This is a genomic window from Pseudomonas sp. B33.4, assembly GCF_034555375.1.
Taxonomy (GTDB): Bacteria; Pseudomonadota; Gammaproteobacteria; order Pseudomonadales; family Pseudomonadaceae; genus Aquipseudomonas.
The window spans coordinates 830457-849716 of sequence record NZ_CP140706.1 but is presented as its reverse complement, the minus strand read 5'-3'; the positions used below and the strand labels follow the sequence as shown (position 1 = coordinate 849716).

Annotated in this window: 19 protein-coding genes; 5 read left to right on the top strand and 14 right to left on the bottom strand. The window is 59.1% G+C overall.

Annotation, left to right across the window (positions count from 1 at the left end; genetic code table 11):
• Positions 1-446 precede the first annotated feature (446 nt).
• Complete coding sequence (locus U6037_RS03625; RefSeq protein WP_322845836.1) at positions 447-812, top strand: DUF6124 family protein; 366 nt, start codon at positions 447-449, stop codon at positions 810-812.
• A 255-nt stretch (positions 813-1067) separates the two neighbouring features.
• On the opposite strand, the gene U6037_RS03620 is transcribed toward U6037_RS03625, so the two are convergent.
• The 8 genes from U6037_RS03620 to U6037_RS03585 form a co-directional block, all read right to left on the bottom strand.
• Positions 1068-1436, bottom strand: coding sequence for a glyoxalase superfamily protein (locus U6037_RS03620; RefSeq protein WP_322845835.1), 369 nt, complete (start codon positions 1434-1436; stop codon positions 1068-1070).
• A gap of 118 nt (positions 1437-1554) precedes the next feature.
• A complete protein-coding gene (locus U6037_RS03615) occupies positions 1555-3012 on the bottom strand; it encodes a D-aminoacylase (RefSeq protein WP_322845834.1) in 1458 nt (485 codons plus the stop codon).
• 1 nt (position 3013) lies between these two features.
• Positions 3014-3874 (bottom strand): MurR/RpiR family transcriptional regulator, encoded by an 861-nt coding sequence (locus U6037_RS03610; protein ID WP_095191405.1) that lies wholly within the window; start codon positions 3872-3874, stop codon positions 3014-3016.
• A gap of 16 nt (positions 3875-3890) precedes the next feature.
• Entirely contained in the window at positions 3891-5240 is a 1350-nt protein-coding gene (locus U6037_RS03605) for a GntP family permease (protein ID WP_322845833.1), read from the bottom strand.
• A gap of 633 nt (positions 5241-5873) precedes the next feature.
• Positions 5874-6491 carry a Fic/DOC family protein gene (locus U6037_RS03600; protein ID WP_322845832.1) on the bottom strand — a complete coding sequence of 206 codons (618 nt, stop codon included), beginning with the start codon at positions 6489-6491 and terminating at the stop codon, positions 5874-5876.
• A 140-nt stretch (positions 6492-6631) separates the two neighbouring features.
• Entirely contained in the window at positions 6632-7525 is an 894-nt protein-coding gene (locus tag U6037_RS03595) for an NAD-dependent epimerase/dehydratase family protein (protein ID WP_322845831.1), read from the bottom strand.
• 103 nt (positions 7526-7628) lie between these two features.
• Positions 7629-8540, bottom strand: a complete 912-nt coding sequence (locus tag U6037_RS03590) for a LysR family transcriptional regulator (protein WP_322845830.1) — start codon at positions 8538-8540, stop codon at positions 7629-7631.
• Positions 8541-8659: 119 nt separating this feature from the next.
• Entirely contained in the window at positions 8660-9250 is a 591-nt protein-coding gene (locus U6037_RS03585) for an NAD(P)H-dependent oxidoreductase (protein ID WP_077570944.1), read from the bottom strand.
• A 184-nt stretch (positions 9251-9434) separates the two neighbouring features.
• Between U6037_RS03585 and U6037_RS03580 the strand changes: the two genes are divergently transcribed.
• Entirely contained in the window at positions 9435-9749 is a 315-nt protein-coding gene (locus U6037_RS03580; RefSeq protein ID WP_242205472.1) for a putative quinol monooxygenase, read from the top strand.
• On the opposite strand, the gene U6037_RS03575 is transcribed toward U6037_RS03580, so the two are convergent.
• Complete coding sequence (locus tag U6037_RS03575) at positions 9739-10503, bottom strand: sulfite exporter TauE/SafE family protein (RefSeq protein WP_322845829.1); 765 nt, start codon at positions 10501-10503, stop codon at positions 9739-9741. The genes U6037_RS03580 and U6037_RS03575 overlap by 11 nt on opposite strands.
• A 216-nt stretch (positions 10504-10719) precedes the next feature.
• Here U6037_RS03575 and U6037_RS03570 point away from each other — a divergent pair, with 216 nt between their 5' ends.
• From U6037_RS03570 to U6037_RS03560, 3 genes are all read left to right on the top strand, one after another.
• Complete coding sequence (locus U6037_RS03570; protein WP_322845828.1) at positions 10720-11601, top strand: LysR substrate-binding domain-containing protein; 882 nt, start codon at positions 10720-10722, stop codon at positions 11599-11601.
• A gap of 55 nt (positions 11602-11656) precedes the next feature.
• Positions 11657-12232: an NAD(P)H-dependent oxidoreductase gene (locus U6037_RS03565; protein WP_150651877.1), complete on the top strand. Its 576-nt coding sequence runs from the start codon at positions 11657-11659 to the stop codon at positions 12230-12232.
• Between the two features lie 196 nt (positions 12233-12428).
• A complete protein-coding gene (locus U6037_RS03560; RefSeq protein ID WP_100846316.1) occupies positions 12429-12839 on the top strand; it encodes a MerR family transcriptional regulator in 411 nt (136 codons plus the stop codon).
• 69 nt (positions 12840-12908) lie between these two features.
• Here the strand turns inward: U6037_RS03560 and U6037_RS03555 are convergent, their stop codons facing one another.
• From U6037_RS03555 to U6037_RS03535, 5 genes are read right to left on the bottom strand one after another with little or no spacing between them, the layout of a single operon-like run.
• Positions 12909-15524 carry an efflux RND transporter permease subunit gene (locus U6037_RS03555; RefSeq protein WP_322845827.1) on the bottom strand — a complete coding sequence of 872 codons (2616 nt, stop codon included), beginning with the start codon at positions 15522-15524 and terminating at the stop codon, positions 12909-12911.
• Positions 15525-15556: 32 nt separating this feature from the next.
• Complete coding sequence (locus U6037_RS03550; RefSeq protein ID WP_322845826.1) at positions 15557-16393, bottom strand: outer membrane lipoprotein-sorting protein; 837 nt, start codon at positions 16391-16393, stop codon at positions 15557-15559.
• A 59-nt stretch (positions 16394-16452) separates the two neighbouring features.
• A complete protein-coding gene (locus U6037_RS03545) occupies positions 16453-17751 on the bottom strand; it encodes a hypothetical protein (protein ID WP_416221700.1) in 1299 nt (432 codons plus the stop codon).
• A 2-nt stretch (positions 17752-17753) separates the two neighbouring features.
• Entirely contained in the window at positions 17754-18518 is a 765-nt protein-coding gene (locus U6037_RS03540) for an SDR family NAD(P)-dependent oxidoreductase (protein ID WP_322845825.1), read from the bottom strand.
• Positions 18515-19252 carry a 3-oxoacyl-ACP reductase family protein gene (locus U6037_RS03535; RefSeq protein ID WP_322845824.1) on the bottom strand — a complete coding sequence of 246 codons (738 nt, stop codon included), beginning with the start codon at positions 19250-19252 and terminating at the stop codon, positions 18515-18517. Before U6037_RS03535 ends, U6037_RS03540 begins: the two co-directional genes overlap by 4 nt.
• Positions 19253-19260: the final 8 nt, after the last annotated feature.

The window sequence follows — 19260 nt, the reverse complement described above, 5'->3', positions numbered from 1 at the left end:
TAAACCTGTGGGAGCTGGCTTGCCAGCGATGGCGTCAGTTGCAGCACCCGATTCCTACAGGCAAATCTTCGATACTTGAGCGTAATAAACATCCAGCATTACAGGTGTTTAAAGACACTCAGCGTTACGCGAAACAGCCCACAAATCCTTGCGCCGTAACCTACGCCTAAGCCAGAATCCGCCGGCTTGTGCGCCCAGGGCTTGCTGCGTAACTTCAATCGGGTCACTGATTCCCAGTGATCGGGTTTAGTAGCCCGGATTAGTTGACTTACGGTTGCACAAGAATCATCCAGTCGGGCTTTCGCTTGCACTTGATGGTAGCTGTGCGCATGGCATCTTCGGGTGCGCCGGATCTTGAGTCTTCTGCCGGTCTACTAACTTGCGCACAGCTGCCACCCCTCTCGTTTAGTAGCGAGATGGCTGCGGCTCTTCTGGAGAAAGACTCAATGTTCAAAGTAACGCCAAACCCACCGGTCACCGACCCGGGCTCCCCGTACGAATCCCCCGACTCAAAGAAATTCCACGAAGCCGCCGAGCGCGCCCTCGACCATTACCTCGGACCACCAACCGCCGAGATCATGGCCGCGCCCTACAAACCCAACAAGCTGTACATGACCGACCCCGAAGCTGATACCGAGTCGCTGCTGGTCGATGCCAGTGAAACCCTCGGCTCGGCCACCGTGATGCTGCATAACCACGCAGCGATGGTCGAAGGCACGCACCGCAAAACCCTGCAAGGCATCGCTCAAGTGGTGATGCTAGCGGAGCTGGCGGTTAATCGCATACTGGACAAGTTAGTGCCGACCGAGTGACGAAAAAGCCCGCTGTCAGACCTTGGTGGTTCGGCAGCGGGCTTTTTTGTCTGGGTTGCGATTTTTCCCCTCACCCCAGCCCTCTCCCGGAGGGAGAGGGAGCCGACCGAAGTGTCTGGCGTTGTACATCGACCTGAACGACCGAGTCGATTATGGATTCAGCAAAGCATATTCAGGTCGACGTAACTCGAAAGCATCCCACAATCAGTCCCCTCTCCCTCCGGGAGAGGGTTAGGGTGAGGGGCTCTTTTCAGCTCAAACACTGATCGCGTTGGTAAACACCAGCCGATTACCAAACGGATCAACGATCGTCATGTCCTGACTCCCCCACGGCATCGCCTGAATACCCGGATGCGAAAACTTGTAATCCTTGGCCACCAACTGCTGCTGAAACGCCTCCAGCTCATCGGTCTCGATCCGCAGCGCCGAACCCGGGCACGCATCGCCATGATGCTCGGACAAATGCAGCACACATTCACCGCGCGACACCTGCAGATACAACGGGAAATTCGCCTCGAAGCGATGCTGCCAGTCGATCTGGAAGCCGAGGAAGTCGACGTAAAACTCGACAGCCTTCGCTTCATCGAAGATCCGCAGGATCGGGGTGGTTTTGCCGAAGCTCATGGGGTGCTCCCTGACTGATTGGCCCCACAGTGTAGACGGGGTGGATGTCAGCAATTCGGCCTGTTGATGGCTTTCTTTAATTGCAATATGCCATCACTGTGACGCAGTCCGCGAAACCTCAGTGAAAGTTGTCACGCAGATCACCCTGTCGAGCGAGAAAGCGCCCTTCCCTGCGACCGTTTGCCTGCCCGTCGCGGTAACTCAATACACCGTTGATCCACACACCATCGATGCCCTGCGCTGCACGCTGCGGGTCGTTGAAATCCGCGACATCACGTACGGTCGCCGGATCGAACAACACCAGATCCGCCCAATACCCTTCACGAATCTCGCCCCGTTCCTTCAAGCCGAATCGCGCCGCCGACAAACCGGTCATCTTGTGTACGGCGGTGTGCAGCGGAAACAGCCCGACGTCACGACTGAAATGTCCGAGCACCCGAGGGAAAGCACCCCACAGGCGCGGGTGCGGGAACGGGTCTTCCGGCAGTCCGTCAGACCCGACCATCGACAACGGATGCGCGAGGATTCTTCGTACATCCGCCTCGTCCATGCCGTAGTACACCGCACCGGACGGTTGCAGGCGTTTGGCGGCGTCGAGCAGCGGCAGATTCCATTCGGCGGCGATGTCGATCAGGTCGCGACCGCTGACTTGCGGGTGCGGCGTCGACCAGGTGATGGTGATGCGGTGGGCGTCGGTGACTTGCTTCAGATCCAGCGTCGATGAACTCGCCGCATAGGGATAGCAGTCGCACCCCACGTGCTGGGTTTTAGCGGCCTCTTCCAATGAGGCAAGCAATTGCGGACTGCGCCCCCAGTTGCCGACGCCGGCACACTTGAGGTGGGAAATAATCACCGGTGAACGCGAGTGACGGCCAATGCTGAACGCTTCTTCCATCGCCTCCAGCACCGGTTCGAATTCACTGCGCAGGTGCGTGGTGTACACCGCGCCGAACGCGGTCAGTTCCTCGGTCAGTTGCTTCACTTCATCGGTCGAGGCGTTATAGGCGCTGGCGTAGGCCAGACCTGTGGATAAGCCCAACGCACCAGCCTCAAGACTTTCGCGCAGTTGCTCACGCATCGCAGCGATTTCGTCCGGCGTTGCGGTGCGAAACAGGTCATCCAGATGATTGCTGCGCAGCGCCGTATGGCCGATCAGTGCCGCCACGTTCAGCGTGGTATTGGCCGCTTCGACCGCCGCGCGGTAATCGCTGAAGCGTGGATAAACGAATGCCGCCGCGGTGCCGAGCAGGTTCATCGGATCTGGCGGATTGCCCTTCAACGTCACGGGCGACGCGCTGATCCCGCAGTTGCCGACAATCACCGTGGTCACGCCTTGGCTAAGCTTGGGCAGCATCTCTGGCTGACGGATGACTACGGTGTCGTCATGGGTGTGCACGTCGATAAAACCCGGCGCCAGCACACGGCCGGCCGCGTCGATTTCTTCGGTCGCCGTGGCATCGTGCAAATCACCGATGCGCTCGATGCGGCCATCGCGAATCGCCACGTCAGCGCGGTAACCAGGCGCATTGCTGCCATCAATGATCAGGGCATTGCGAATCAGCGTGTCGTACAGCATGTCAGTCTCCCAGCGGCAGGTGATCGTCGCCGCCACGGTATTCGTCGAGGGCCAGTTTTATGCGCCGCAGACGTTCTTGATTGTCTTCAGGATTGGCCAGCGCCAGTTCGGTCGCGAGCACGTCGATGGCGAGCAGCATGCCGTAGCGCGCCGCCGTCGGTTTGTAGATGAACGAAGTTTCTGCGCCTTGCAGCGGCAGGACGATGTCGGCCAGTTCTGCCAGTGGCGAGTCGGCGCGGGTGATCGCCAGAATACGTGCGCCGTAGTTGCGCGCCAGTTCCACGGTCTCGAGCAATTCCGGGGTGATTCCGGTCAGCGAACAGACGATAAGCACTTGCTCGGCGTTCAGGCTGGCGGCGGTGACACGCATCATCACCGCGTCATGGCACACCGCGATCGGATAGCCGAGGCGCACCAGGCGTACCTGCAATTCGTCGCTGCACAGGGTCGAGCAACCGCCCATGCCGAACGCATGAATCATCCGCGCCTGGCCGAGCAGTTTCACCGCATCGGCGAAGCGTGATTCATCGAATCCGGCCAGATGCTGACGCAACGTGGTTTCGATGTCGCCGACAATCTGCCCATAGAATGCCGACTGCTCAGGCGTGCCCGCCGGGTCGAGAAAACGGCTGCCAACGCCGCTGGCCTGCGCCAGTTGCAGACGCAGATCACGCAGGTCGCGACAGCCCACGGTGCGGGCGAAACGCGACAGCGTGGCAGTGCTGACTTCAGCGCGTTGGGCGAGGTCTTCGAGGCTGGCGCTCGCGGCAAAACCGACGTCATCGAGCATCAAACGGGCGATGCGGCCTTCGCCGGCGCTGAAGGAATCCTGGCGGGCGCGGATCTGGTAGAGGATGTCCATGGGCGGCGGGCTCCGGTTACAGCAAGTAAGAAAGGCCGACGGTCAGACCGAAAGCGACCAGCGAGATCAGCGTCTCAAGCACGGTCCAGGTCTTGAACGTCTGCGCGACCGTCATGTTGAAGTATTCCTTGATCAACCAGAAGCCGCCGTCGTTGACGTGGGAAAAGATAACCGAGCCAGCGCCAGTCGCCAGCACCAACAACTCAGGGTGTGGATATCCCAGACCAATGGCCACCGGCGCGACCACGCCGGACGCAGTGGTCATGGCCACGGTTGCAGAACCGGTGGCGATGCGCATCAACGCAGCAAACAACCACCCCATGATCAGCGGCGACAAGTGAAACTCATGAGCGAGGCCGACAATCTGATCGGTGACGCCCGCGTCGACCAGAATGCGGTTCAAGCCACCGCCAGCACCGACCAGCAAGGTGATACTGGCGGTAGGTGCCAGACATTCGTTGGTGAATTTGAGGATCGATTCGCGGTTGAAACCCTGGGCGATACCCAGCGTCCAGAAGCTCAACAAGGTCGCCAGCAGCAGCGCAATCACCGAGTTGCCGATGAACAACAGGAACTGGTTGAAACTACTGCCCGGCGTGGAAATCAGGTTGGCCCAGCCGCCGATCAGCATCAACACCACGGGCAACAGAATGGTTGCCATGGTGATGCCGAAACCCGGCAGTTTGTCGCGCGGTTCGCGGTCGAGGAATTGTTTTTCCAGCGGGTTATCCGCCGGCAGTTGAATGCGCGGCACGATGAATTTGGCGTACAGCGGGCCAGCAATGATCGCGGTCGGAATACCGATGGCAATCGCGTACAGCAAGGTCTGCCCGACCGACGCCTGATAAGCCTGCACTGCCAACATCGCCGCCGGGTGCGGCGGCACCAGCGCATGCACCACCGACAGGCCGGCGACCATTGGCAAACCGACCATCAGAATCGACACGCCAACGCGCCGGGCCACGGTGAACGCGATCGGCACCAGCAACACAAAACCGACTTCGAAGAACAGCGGCAGCCCGACCAGAAAGGCGATGCAGACCATCGCCCAGTGCGCATTCTTCTCACCAAACTTGTCGATCAGCGTGCGCGCCATCTGCTCGGCGCCACCTGACTCGGCCATCATCTTGCCGAGCATCGTCCCCAACGCGACCACCAGCGCAATATGCCCCAGCGTCTTGCCCACCCCGGCCTCATACGCCCCCACCACGCCCGACGGCGGCATGCCCGCGACCAGCGCCAGACCAATGGAAATCAGGGTGATGACGATGAACGGATTGAGCCGGTAACGGGCGATCAACACGATCAGCGCAATGATGGCGACGGCGGCATAAACCAGCAGCCAATAGCCGAAGGAAGGCGTCATGCGGTACTCCTCGAAAGGGTCACGTTCGAATGGGTTGTGAAACTCATAAATCATTTCGAGATCGAGATTTCAAACCGCATGAAAGTAATTTTCGTGGAGAGGCAAGGCGTGTCGCTAATAGGTATGTCTTGTCGTGATTAATGAAAATCAGGGGGAGGGATTTACATGGCTTTTCGGTGAACGAGAAACCAATGTGGGAGCGAGCCTGCTCGCGAAGGCGGCTTCACATTCAACATCTCTATCGACTGAAAAACCGCTTTCGCGAGCAGGCTCGCTCCCACAGTTTTGATCGCATTCCTCCAGACAGAAATGCGCAAAACCTGTGGGAGCTGGTGGACGACTCACACCATTTCGTTACGAATCCATTCAACCACCGACGTACGCTTCGGCACCCAGCCATGGACATGTTTTTCAAATCCAGCCAAGCGCTATACTCGCCTGACAACCTCCACGGAGTTCCTGCCATGAGCCCCACGCCTCGCACCAAAAAAAAACTGACAACCGAAACGTTGATCCGCGCAGTTGCCAGTTCGACAGCCATCGAGACGGGTCAAAGCGTGGAGACCATTGAGCGCAAACTCAAACTCAGGTCCAGTAAGTTCCTGCACTTGTCTCTGGCCAAGTAGCCCCGTCTCAAGTCCACAGTGCCTGCCGGACCCAATACTCCATGGGTTCGTAGTTGCAGTTCAGCCCTTGGTTGATGGCTGCAAAATAAGCCTCTTTGTTTCGTTCCCAACTGCTGTAGTCCAGCGGCACGTAGCCCGCCTGAACTGCCATGACATCCGCCAGTAATCGCGACAAGCGTCCGTTACCTTCGCGAAAGGGATGAATCAGGATGAACTCGACGTGCGTTACAGCGATGGCGCGAATCAGGTTCTCATCCAGATCGGGACCACATGGCGTGTATTTGGACAGGCAGTCTTTTTCAAATCCATCGAGCAATCGAGGAATTTGCGGCGCAGCAGCAAAGAAAAATCCATCCTTGCCCAAATTTACCGCGCGGACATCGCCCGCCCATGGATAGATATTCCCGAGCCAGTGTCGATGCCAATCCTTCAGATCCTGAACAGTGATTGACCGATCAGGCAAATGCTCGATGAGCACAGACTGGTAGAGCTTTTCCAACAAAACCAGCTCTGCATCATCCATGTCTTCGGGTTCGATAATTCCCAGTTTATTGCTCAGCACTTGATCCTTCGAGCCAGGCTGAAAGCGGCTCTGTGCACCTTCTGCGTCATAACGGTTAATCATCCTTGTACCTGCTGAACTGGCAATGTTCAGAGCACCATAGGTCTGGCGTGACACAAGCGCAAAGCCCGAAACGAAAACGGCTGCCCGATGGCAGCCGTTCTAAAGGGTGATCACAAAGCCCGGCGGGGCTCAAACAGCAGTCACACCATTTCGTTACGAATCCATTCAACGACCGACGTACGCTTCGGCACCCAGCCCAGCAGTTCGCGGGCGTGTTTGCCACGTACTCGGCTGTTGGAGCCGAGGCCGTAGTTGGCCATTTCATAGCCCCATTCGGCTTCGGCGTCTTTCAGCGGCCAGTCTTGCGGTTGACCCAGGTTCAGGGCTTCGGCCATGGCGGTGGTCATGTCGATGAACGACGCTTCGCCGCTTTCGACGAAGTAGAACGTGCCCGGGACGTTTTTGGTCAGTGCCAGCAGGTACAGGGCGACGACGTCTTCGATATGCACGTTGGACCAGATGTTCTGGCCTGTGCCGACGTGGCGCACTACGCCGCTTTTACGTGCCTGCTTGAGCAGTCGCGGCAATTGCACGCTGTCACGCTTGACGCCCAGGCTGTGGCCGTAGATCAGCGTGTTGCAGATGACGGCGGAATTTACGCCATCCTTTGCCGCCGCGAGGATCAGGTTGTCGATGGCCACCCGCGCCGCTTTGTCGACGGTCGGCTCCGGCAGGTTGTCTTCAAAGTAGATGACATCGCTGGACTTACCGCCCGACGCATCGCCGACGATGCTCGAACCGCTGGTGTGCAAGAAGACTTTGTTGGAACCGCGTAACGCGTCGAGCAAGGCTTCGACTGCACCGCGATGGTCGCTGCTGGCGGCGTTGATCACTGCGTCGGCAGCGCGAGCCTGTTCGGCGAGCAGTGCTTTGTCATCCAGCGTGCCGATGAGCGGGGTGATACCAAGCGCTTTCAACTCAGCAGCCTGTTCGGCGCTGCGCACCAGACCGGTGACTTTATGACCGGCCTGAACCAGACCGGTGGCGATCGAGCCGCCGATAAAACCGGCAGCGCCGGTGACGAATACGTTCATGGAGAAACTCCCTGCGTGAGTAAGTGATGGGACGAGTATCTGCTCGTGGATCCGAGGGAAAAACCCGCCCTCGCCCAATTCACTCTTGCGCAGAGGTCACGAATCAGCCCTTGAAATCGGCGCTGGCGTAAGCGGCGAGCTTGCTCTGAATGAAGTCGAGAAAACACTGAATGCGTAGCGCCAGTTGCGAGTTTCGGTAGTACACCGCGTTGATCGGCTGGCGATAACCGCTGTTGAATTCGCCGAGCAGGACTTTCAGGCGCCCGGCACGGATGTCATCGATGGTCATGAAGTGCGACAGACAGGCGATGCCCTGCCCTTCCAGCGCCAAGTGGCGAACGGTCTCGCCACTGGAAGCGCTGATCGCCGGGATGATCGGCCAGCGATCGCCGTGCACATAGCGTAGCGGCCATTGGTTGAGGCCTTCGTTCTGAGTGAAGCCAAGTAAAGTGTGTTCGCTCAAGTCCGCCACTTGCTGCGGCGCGCCGTGCTTTTCCAGATAGGCGGGGCTTGCGACGATCAGCAGCGGACTGCAACCAAGCGAACGCGCGTGCAATGTCGAATCGGCGAGGGTGCCGATGCGGATGGCGATGTCGGTGCTTTGTTCCAGCAGGTCAATGATCAGGTCATTACTGTTGAGTTCGAGCTGGATGTCCGGATAGAGGCGGCGGAATTCGTCGATGTACGGGACGACTGCGTGGAGCATGAATGGCGACGCCGCGTTGATGCGCAGGCGCCCGGACGGGGTTTGCTGACGTGAGGACAGACGCTCTTCGAGTTGATCCATCTGATCGAGAATCAGCTTGGCCTGCTCGAAGAAATATTTGCCCTCCTCGGTCAGGTCCATGCGCCGCGTGGTGCGGTTGATCAGCGTGGTGTCGAGCTTGGCTTCCAGCCGCGACAACGTGCGGCTGACCGCCGACGGCGTTTGCCCGACCTGCTCAGCGGCGGCGGAAATCGAACCGCATTCGATCACGCAGACGAAAATCTGCAACTCATCGGATCTGGCTTTCACGGGTGTCCTCTTTGAGATCGCCAAGATCGCAGCCTTCGGCAGCTCCTACATGTGAACGCTGTAGGAGCTGCCGCAGGCTGCGATCTTTTGCTGTTACCACCGATAGTAGCTTGAAACACTCAAGCCTTGAGGCCAAACACCTCGGTCAGATGCTGCTCGTAACGCGCCACATCGGCCTCGATGTTCGGACGCTTCATCACGTCGACACAGAGGAATGTCGGCAAACCGGTCATACCGAGAAATTCGTTGGCCTTGTGAAACGGGAAGTACACCGCGTCGACGCCTTTGGCTTCAAAGAAATCAGTCGGGTCATCAAAGGCCTGCTGCGGTGCGTTCCAGGTCAGCGACAGCATGTACTGCTTGCCCTGAATCAGGCCACCGCTGCCGTACTTCTGCGACGCATCGGAACGGGTGCGGCCATCGCTGGCGTAGAGGCTGCCGTGGCCTTCGGTGAAGACTTCGTCGAGGTACTTTTTCACCGTCCATGGCGCGCCCATCCACCAGCCCGGCATCTGATAAATGATCACGTCGGCCCAGAGGAATTTCGCCACTTCTTCGGCGACGTCGTAGCCCTCGTCGATGAACGTGGTTTTGACGTCGACACCGCCACGATCCAGCACGCTCAGTGCGGCTTCGTGCAGGGTGGTGTTGTAGCGACCGTCGGAGTGAGCGAATTTTTTACCGCCATTGAGCAACAGCACTTTTTTCATGAGAAAGCCTCGGCGCAGCCACAGGGCTGGATGGAGAAGGGAAAATGGAATGGCGGCAGGTTAACGATCTGCCTCGCGCGGAATAAGCCGTGGTTGCGCAAAATACATTTGATCAAAAAGCACGAATCGAATGCCGATTATTGCCATAGCATTCCTGGCCATCTGCATTTGAGGAATTGTTGTGATGAGTGAACGCCTGGGTTTTATCCTGCACGCCAAGACCCGCCCGGAAAAATCCGAGGCTTTCGAAGCGCTGTTTCGCGCCTATGTCGAGCCGAGTCGCGCTGAGCCGGGTTGTATCGAGTACCACATGCTGCGCGACAAGGAAGATCCGACGCTGTTCATCTTCTACGAGATCTGGGCATCCCAGGCGCATCTCGACGTGCACTCGAACCTGCCGCACATGAAGGCATTCTTCGAGCGACGCATGGATTATCTGCAGCGCGATTTTGATATCCGCCAGATCGAAATGCTCAGCGAAGCTTCGGCTAACCGCTGATCAGCAGATGGGCGCCGAGCGCGCCCAGACCGATGAAGAACACCCGCTTGAACAGCACGGCGCTGATGCGTTCGCGCAGCCATTGGCCAAGCAACATGCCGAGAATGGCCGGAATCAGCGCCAGCAGCGAAGCACTGAGTTCGCCGCCACCCAGGGCACCGCGCCAAAGCAATCCACCGGCCAACGCCAGCGTCGAAACCGTGAAGGACAGGCCCAGTGCCTGCACCAGTTCATCGCGACTCAAACCCAGCGCTTGCAGGTACGGCACCGCCGGAATCACGAAGACGCCGGTGGCCGAGGTGATGACACCGGTGATCAATCCGCACAGAGGGCCGAGCCAGGCTTCATGGCGTGGCTGGATGTGCAACGTTGGCAAAAACAATCCGCTCAACGCGTAGAGCAACAATGCCGCGCCGAGCCCGCGCACCACCCAATGCCCGCCTGCCATGCCGATCCACATTGTGCCGATGCCCGTGCCGAGAAAGATCAGCAGCAGCATTGGCCACAGTCGTTTGATCAGTCCTTTGAGGTGTCCGCCGAATGCCAATTGCCAGACGTTGGTCAGGGTTGCCGGGATGATCAGCAGCGCGGCTGCCTGCGACGGCGCCATAGCCAGACCGAGCAAGCCCATGGCGACGGTGGGCAGACCGAGACCGATGACGCCTTTGATCAGGCCGGCGAGGACGAAGGTCATGATGACCAGCAAAGACAAGGCTATTCCGAGGTGTTTGTAGAAGTCTGTGAGAGTGTTCATGGCGCTACTCTGCGCCAGTCCGGGTTGGCTGAAAATCTGCCATATACTGAGGCTGCCTCTGCCCTGACAAGAGGCTGATATATTTTTGAGGCTTCTGGCCTCATCGCGAGCAGGCTCACTCCTACAGGTTTTGCGTTCGCCACAGATCCCATGTAGGAGTGAGCCTGCTCGCGATGAGGCCAGCCCAGACACCAGAACTTTCAGAGGCTGCCAATCATGCACTTCGACCTCACCGACCTGCGCCTCTACCTGCACATCCTCGACACCGGCAACATCACCGCCGGCGCCGCCCGCAGCCATTTATCCCTGGCCGCCGCCAGCGCCAGAATCCGTGCCATGGAAGCCTCGCTCGGCAGCAATTTTCTTGAGCGCGGGCGCCGTGGCGTTACCCCGACACCCGCCGGCAAGGCCCTCGCCCACCACGCGCGCATCCTTGTGCAACAGGCCGAACGCCTGCAGCAGGATCTGGCCGAGTATGCCCAAGGCGTGAAAGGTCAGGTGCGCTTGCTGTGCAACACCACGGCGATTACTGAATACCTGCCGGAAGTGCTCGCGGATTTCTTGCGCGACCATCCCAATCTCGACATTGATTTGCAGGAACTGCCCAGTGCGCGCATCACCCACGCCTTGCGTCAGGGTGCGGCAGATTTGGGCATCGTGTCTGACGCGGTAGACACCAGCGGCTTGCAGACCCGAGCGTTTCGCGATGATCCACTGGTGCTGGTTTTGCCGCCGGGCCATGCCCTGGCGAGCCGCGCCTCGCTGACGTTCGGCGAAACCCTGGCGCATGACTACGTGGCGCTGGGCGCCAACAGTGCACTGGCCATTCATCTGGAGGAGCAAGCCCTGCACATCGGCCAGCGCATGACCATCCGCATCCGCACCGATGGCTTTGACGGTGTCATGCGCATGGTCGCTCGCGGCGCGGGCCTGGCCATCGTGCCCAAGGTTGCCGTCGAGCGCTGGGCACCCATGCATGCACTGATCTGCCGTCCGCTCGACGACCTCTGGGCGAACCGCACCTTGCAACTATGCGCGCGAGACTTCGATCACCTGCCCGGTTACGCCCGTGCCCTGTTCGATGCGCTGATGCCTTGACTCTACCGCTAGGGGCAGACTCTATCCTGTGAGCTTCATTTCAGGAGTACACACAATGAGCAAACGAATGCTCGTGATTCTGGGTCACCCCTCCACTGACAGTTTTTGCGGGGCATTGAGCGAGACCTACGTGCAGGCGGCCAAAGACGCCGGGCATGACGTCCGCCTGTTGCGCCTGGATGCGCTGGCGTTCGATCCGGTATTGCACGAAGGCTACAACAAGGTGCAGCCGCTGGAGCCGGATCTGCTGCAAGCCCAGGCCGACATCACCTGGGCCGAACACCTGACGTTTGTCTATCCGATCTGGTGGGGCGGGATTCCGGCGTTGCTCAAAGGTTTTGTCGACCGGATTTTCCTGCCCGGTTTCGCCTTCAAGTATCGCGAAGGCAAAGCGTTCCCCGACAAGCTGCTCAAGGGCCGTACCGCGCATCTGCTGGTGACCATGGACACCCCGTACTGGTATTACAAATGGGTCTACGGCATGCCGGGGCTGCATCAGATGCGCAAGACCACCCTGGAATTCTGCGGGATCAAGCCGTTGAAGACGCTGACCTTCGGGCCGATTCTGGGCTCCAAACCGAAACAACGCGAAAACTGGCTGGAGCAAGCCCGCGTGAGCGCCGCCTGCTGACGCAACACGGCTGAAACACTGACGGCGCGTAGCCGTCGTCAGTCCGTCTGCGGGTTCCCGTCGGTGCCCGCCCGTCGCCTGTGCGCGTCTTTTACGCACAGCTGCAACCTTGTGATGATATTGGACATATAATCGCCGCCGATCAGGCATGACGCCTGATCGCGCTAGCTATGTTTGATCATTGAGACGGACCTTTATGTATATCGGCAAAGCCGCCCAGCTGTCGGGCACCACTGTCAAAAGCATTCGCCATTACGAAGAAATCGGCCTGTTGCCCGAGCCCAAGCGTGAAGGCAAATACCGCATCTACAGCCAGCAAAGTGTCGAGGTGTTGACGTTCATCAAGTGCGCCCAGCAATTGGGCTTCAAGCTCAAAGAGCTACAGGTGATCCTCAACAACTACCGCGGCGACGAATTCCCGTGGGACATGGCGCAACGAGCCATTGCCGAAAAAAAAGCCGAACTGGTGACCCAGATCGGCGATTTGCAGCAGTTGCACGACGGCCTCGAAGCGTTCGAAAACAACCTCAACGATGCGCGACAGGAATGTCAGTTCGAGCGCATTGCCCGTTATGGCGAAAAAAACCCGGGCACTACCCTGAACTGAAAGCCCTTCTGCGCCGCATGACCGGGCTCGCCTGTCGTCTCAGGGCAGACGTGCCCGGTCGTTGGCGAGTCAGCCCGGCACGGCCTCCCCTTCTGTGCGCACTGCTTGAACCGGCGCATGTACCGGCGCAATCGCCGCAAAGAACCACGGCGATACCAGCGTCACCAGGACAATGGTCATGACCCCGCTGGAAAACAGCGCCATCGCCACCAGTGCGCCCAGATCGACAATCGGCTTGAAGTCGGAAAACAGCAGCGCCATGAAGCCTACGGAGAAGATCACCACGTTGATCACCGTCGAGCGGCCGACGCTGTGCATCGCCTGCAAGATAGCCGCGTCGATCTCGATACCCTGCTGTACCAGCAACTTGATGCGCGACAGCAGGTGCACGGCGTAATCCACCACGCCGACCACGAGGAATGTCACCAGCGTCGTACCGATGTTCAGCTCGATGCCGAACAGGAACATGAAGCCGTAGACCGTCACCGAGGTGGTCAGCAAGGTCAACATGCCGAGCACACCGAGGCGTACCGATTTCAGCCAGTACATCATCATCAACGTGACGACCAGCAAGGCCAGGGAAAAACTCAGCACCTGGCCTTGAGTGATTTCCTGCAGCACGCCCGTCCAGATCAACGGCGTTCCGGCGTGGGTCACTTCCAGGTTGGCCGGTTTGTTCACCAGTAGCCAGGCGTCGAGGCGGTCGAGCATGCCCTGATAGTCGCTGGCGACCGACGATGTCATGGTGTACAGGGTCAAGGCCTTGGAGAAATCGGCGTTGAGCACGTTGTTCAGGTCCGAACCGCCACCGTTTTCGAACAGCATCACGTGCTGCTCGATCAGTGAGTTGCCCGGCACTTCAAAACGCTCGACCTGCCCGTCGTCATTGACCGAGGTGACCTTCTCCACGGCATTCGGCACCCGCAGATAATCCGGGTTCATATCGTTGAGCACCAGGTTCATGCGCTTGACGTAAGTCGCCAGCGAGTAGCCATAACTGACATTCGGCTGCTGTTTGATGAAGTGGTCGAGCTTGTCGATGAACTGCACCACTTCGGTGGTCAGCACGCCGCGCGGTTCTTTGCTGTCGATCGCGATCCAGCCCGGTGCCGTGCCCGCTACTTTGGCGTGGTTGATGAACTGATCGGACACGCGAATGTGGCTTTCCGGTTTGAAGTAGGCAATGCCGGAGTCTTCAATGTCGACGCGGAACGTGAACACCGTGGCCAGCGCCAGCAGCGGCAGAATGACCATCAGGATCGGTTTGCGAAAGCGGATCATCCAGGCACAGAACGCCACCAGATACCGCGAGATGATCGACTCCTGGTGCACCACAGCCTTGGCTTGCTGCGGCTGATCCTTGCCCCAGATCGCGATCCACGCCGGAATCAGCAACAGCGAAATGATCAGCGCCGCGGTCAGGCCGATGGACATGAACACGCCGAAATTACGGATGCTGACAATGTTGTTGGTGGTGGAAATCATGAACGTGGCGATGGTCGTCACGGTCGTCAACACCACCGGCACCACCATCAGGCGCTGGGTTTCGCGGTTGGCCTCGCGATTACTCTTGCCGGCGCTTTTCTGCTCGTAATACTCCGCCATCACATGGATCGCATCCGAGCAGCAAATGGTGAACAGGAACACCGGCAGCACACTGGTCAACAGGTCGAACGGCACTCGCAGCAACGCCATCAGGCCCAAGGTCCAGATGGTACAGAACAGAATATTGAACAGCGGCAACAGCACGCCCAGCGGCTTACGAAAGAAGAAAATCAGCAGCAGCGTGATCAGCAAAAACACGATCGGAAACAGCACGGCCAGGTCGTGATCAATGATCTCCTGCTGCGCGGCGATGAAGATCGGCATGCCGGCAATGAAGATTTCGTCCCTGTACTCCGGGTGTTCGGCCTGATATTGCGCAACGATGCCGCGCACAATCTGATAGGCGCGCAATTGCGCCTGGGCGTCGTCCTGCTTGGTGCCGAGTTCGGCCACCAGCATCGCGACTTTCTTGTCCTTGGACACCACCCCGTCGACCATCAACTCGTTGCCCATGATCTGCGATTCGACCACTGCCGGGTCCATGTCGTAGGCATTGAGGGTTTTGTGGATCAACAGCTCGCCGTCGTCGGTCAGGACGATGTTTTCCAGGTCGCCCATCGAGGCCATTTCGCGGATCGGGTTGATCCGCTCGGCGAGAAAGGTCAGGAACAACTGATCATGGGCGTCCCAGTGCTGACTCTGGGCATGATCACGCAATGCCTTGGCGTTGGCGTAATCGTTCTGCGAAAAACCACCCTCGAGAATGTCCCGGGTCAGCAACTGCGCACGGCTGTCGTCTGCATGCCGGGCCACGATTTGCGCCAACTGCTCCTTGTCGGCATCGTTGGCCAGAATCATCTTGCGCACCGACTGCGACATCGAAAACAGCGCGTTGAGCGTGGTTTTGTTGAACACCGTCTGCGGATTGTTCAGCGCCACCATCACCGAGTCGAACGTGCCGGTGAACTCACCCTGCAAATCGATGATGGTCTTGCGCGCCGGGTGGCTTTCCTTGAGCAGATAAGGGTTGGTGTCGGACACCAGCGCGCCCAGCGTATAGGTGAAATACGCCGTAATCGCCACCAGCAGGAAAACAATCGCCCGCGCATAGCGCTCGACGAAATTCAGATATCTTTCCATGATCAAGAGTTCCAGGTCGTCGGGGGCGGCGCTTAGCGGGCAGACACGGCAAATTCCGGCAGGTCACCGGTTTTCAGCCCGCGCTTGATGGCGGTCTGGGTGAAGAGGCGGTCTTCCAGCGAGACGTTGTACTGCAACTGGTTGAAGCGCATTTCCGAGCGGGTGCCGTCGATAAAGTGCTCGGTCTCACTGAGCACGATGCTGTCGATCGAGTCGATGGTTGCGACTTTCTGCGTGCGCATCTGCTTGATCAACACACCTTTGACGTCGAAGAAATCCTGACGCATGACCAGGAAATTCTGCTTGTCGATCCACACCTTCAGCTTGTTGTAACCAGTCTTGGCCAGCACCTCTGGGGACGCCGGTTCGCGCTCGATCACGTAGCAGTCGCGGCCCTTGATCTGTTCTTCGCCGACGAGCTTCTGCGAGTAATCCTTGACGCGGATCTTGTCCAGATCGGCGTACGAATACTCACTGCCCATGAACGAGCCGCGCTTGTCGGTAGTGGAGATGCGGCGGGTCTGACGGCTGACCGGCAGGTACATCCACTGGCTGTCTTCCTGGCCGAGGGTTTCGTGCGGGTTTTCGATGTGGAAGGCAACGTCACGCACGTCAGTCGGCGCGGAAAAGTACATGCTGAACTTGTCGCTGTCCGGGTAATCCTTTTGCAGGTAGGTGAACTCGCGAACGCGGGTATTGCCTTTCTTGTCATGCAGGATCAGCGAAACCTGGGACATGAAGCTGTCCCCGTCATTGCGATCGCGTACCTGACGGATGATCTCATCGGCATTGCCGGCCTCGGCGGCACTGGCGCAGGCGCTGCCGAGGATCAGTGCGGCGGTGGTCAGACTTTTCAAAAACGGCAACATGACAACTTCCTTTTCGTTGGATGAATGCACCTGCGCGCGCGAGCGGCAGGCGTGATGGGTCAGAACAGATAACCAGCCGACAGCCGCACTTGATCGCGCTTGCTGTACTCGCCGAAAGATCTGTCGGGTTTGCCGAAGAACACATCCACTTCCAGGCCGAGCTTGATGTAGTCGACCGGCTTGTAGGTGAAGATGCCTTGTAGCAAGGCGTTGTCCTGAAACGGTGGCGAGGCGGCGGCCACCAGACGACTCTTGAGGCGGTCCTGCCAATGAGTGCCTTCGGCCGACAGGGTGAACAGCGGTTCGCGCTTGTCCTGCAACATGCCGTCCTGCCAGTCGAGCAACACCTGCTCCTGCCACTGCGCGGAGATCAGCCAGTCGCGCAACAGGTAGTCGACACCCAGCAGCGACTTGACCATGGGCGTGCTGTCGGCACCGTAGGCTCGCGTCGGATTAGTCACGCGCCAGTTGTCGAAATACGCGACCTCGCTGCGCACCACGATGCTGTGCCCGGCGTCGATCGCCAGCCCGGCACCGCCCATGGTGTAACGGGGAAACTGCCGTTCCAGCCGAGTGCGACCGTCGTCGGCGAGGCCTTCGACCGCGTACACCGGGTCCTGCTGACGGGCGCTCAAGGCAACGAAACTGGTGTCCACCGCGCCGATCCGGCCGTTGGCGCTCAGGCCATAGGAATAGCCCTTGTCGCCGTCATAGCCAGGTTTGGAATCGAGCAGAAAATACTGCGGGTCCGGCGTAGCAAACAGTGGCGCGGAAAATTCACTGCCCTCAACCGGCGCCTGGTTTTTCACGAAGTCGGTGATCCACAGCGCCTCCAGTTCCCACTCGCCCACCGGTTGCGCAAAACGCACCATGGGCACGGCGATTCGGCTGTCTTCCAGCAGCGGCGTCAGACCGTCGCGATAGTCCAGCGGGTTGATCTGATCGAGCACGCGCAATTCATCCGCACGGCCCCAGACCACTTGCTGCCAGCCGACCGTCACTTCACCGTCACCCAGCGAATGACCGACGTAGAGGTGCCGCCAATCGGCATCGAAACGGTATTTGTCGCGCGCCCGTTCGCTGTACGGATTGTTGCCGTCGTAGCGCGCGTCGTAACGCACGCGGCCCTTGGCCTTGTAGTAACCGCCCTCCCAGTTGTCTTCCAGGTTGGCTTTGAAATACATGGCTTTTTGCGTGACCTGATCGTCGCCGTGCAGGCGCACAGCCGTGGCCACGCCGACTTCACCGTCGGCGTAATCGGGCTTGAGATCATCGACGGTCAATTCGGCCATCGCGGTGGGCGCAGCCATGCACGCCAACACCGCACCCACGATGTGACTGTTGTGAAATCGAGGCATCGCTACATTCCCAACCCGACACCGCCATCGATCACCAGACTCTGGGCAGTCACCCCGCCAGCCTCGGGGCTGGCCAGGTAACGCACCATCGCCGCCACTTCTTCGCTCTGGATGAAACGGCGCATCGGCAGTTTCTTCTTCGCGTTGCGTACGATCTGCTCCTGGGTCAAACCGGCAATTGCCGCTTGCGTCGCCAGTTCACCCTGCAACATCGGCGTATCGATCCACGCTGGCAGAATCGCGTTGACGGTGATCTGCCGCGAAGCGAGATCCAGCGCCAGCGCCTTGGTCATGCCGACGATGCCGTGTTTGGAGGCGCAGTACGCGGTGTTGCGCACCTTGCCGGCACGGCCGAGGATCGACGACATGTTGATGATCCGCCCACGGTCGGGCATCAGCGCCAGACACAACGAGGTCACGTAGAACGTGCCGTTGAGGTTGACCGAAATCACCTTGTGCCAGTTGTGCAGATCTTCCGGTTCGTTCTCGTTGCAGATGCCTGCACTGTTGACCAGCACGTCGACGTATTCGACTTGCGAACCGAGGGCTTTAAAGAACGCTTGCATGGCCGGCAGGTCGGCAATGTTCGCCGCGTGGGTTTCGACTCGCGCCTTGATCAGATCCTGTTGCTCATCGACCCAGCGCTGCAGTTCGGCCAGATCGAGATCCAGCAGGATCAGGCGATTGTCGGCGTCGGCGGCAAAGTTCTCGGCAACCGCGCGGCCGATGCCTTTGGCCGCACCGGTGATCAGAATGGTCCGGCTCATGGCATCTTCAACCCGCCGTTAACCGACAGGACCTCCCCGGTCAGGTACAAACCGCGATCGGCGAGGTACAGCACCGCTTCGGCAATTTCTTCAGGTTCGGCGTAGCGTTTGATCAGCAGACGCGACTGGATTTCTTCCTCCTGACTGCCGATCAGCGCCGTACTCATCTCGGTCTTGACGATGCCCGGCGCTACCGCGTTGACGCGAATGTTGCGCGGCGCCAGCTCCACCGCCAAGGCACGGGTCAACGATTCGACCCCGCCCTTGGCGGCGGCATAGTTGCTTTGGCCTTTGCCGGGCTTCTGCGCCGCCACCGAACTGATGTTGACGATGCAACCGCTGCGCTGGCGCAACATGCCCGGCACCACCTGCTGACAGCAGAGCATCGTGCCGATCAGGTTGGTCTGGATCACGTCGATCAGGTCACGCGCAGACATCGTCGCCAGCAAACCATCGCGGGTGATGCCGGCGTTGTTAACCAACAGATCGATGCGCTGGAAATGCTGATCGACCCGTTCGAAAAACGCCTTGATGCTATCGCCGCTGCTGACATCGCACTGCAACGCCAGGCAATCGATCCCCGCCGCCTGAACTTCATCACGCAAGGCCATCGCCGCGACTTCATCGCGCACATAACTGAACGCGATCTGATAACCCGCCCCGGCCAGAGTCAGGACAATCGCCCGACCGATGCCACGACTGCCACCGGTCACCACTGCTACTTTATTCGGCATGACCGTTC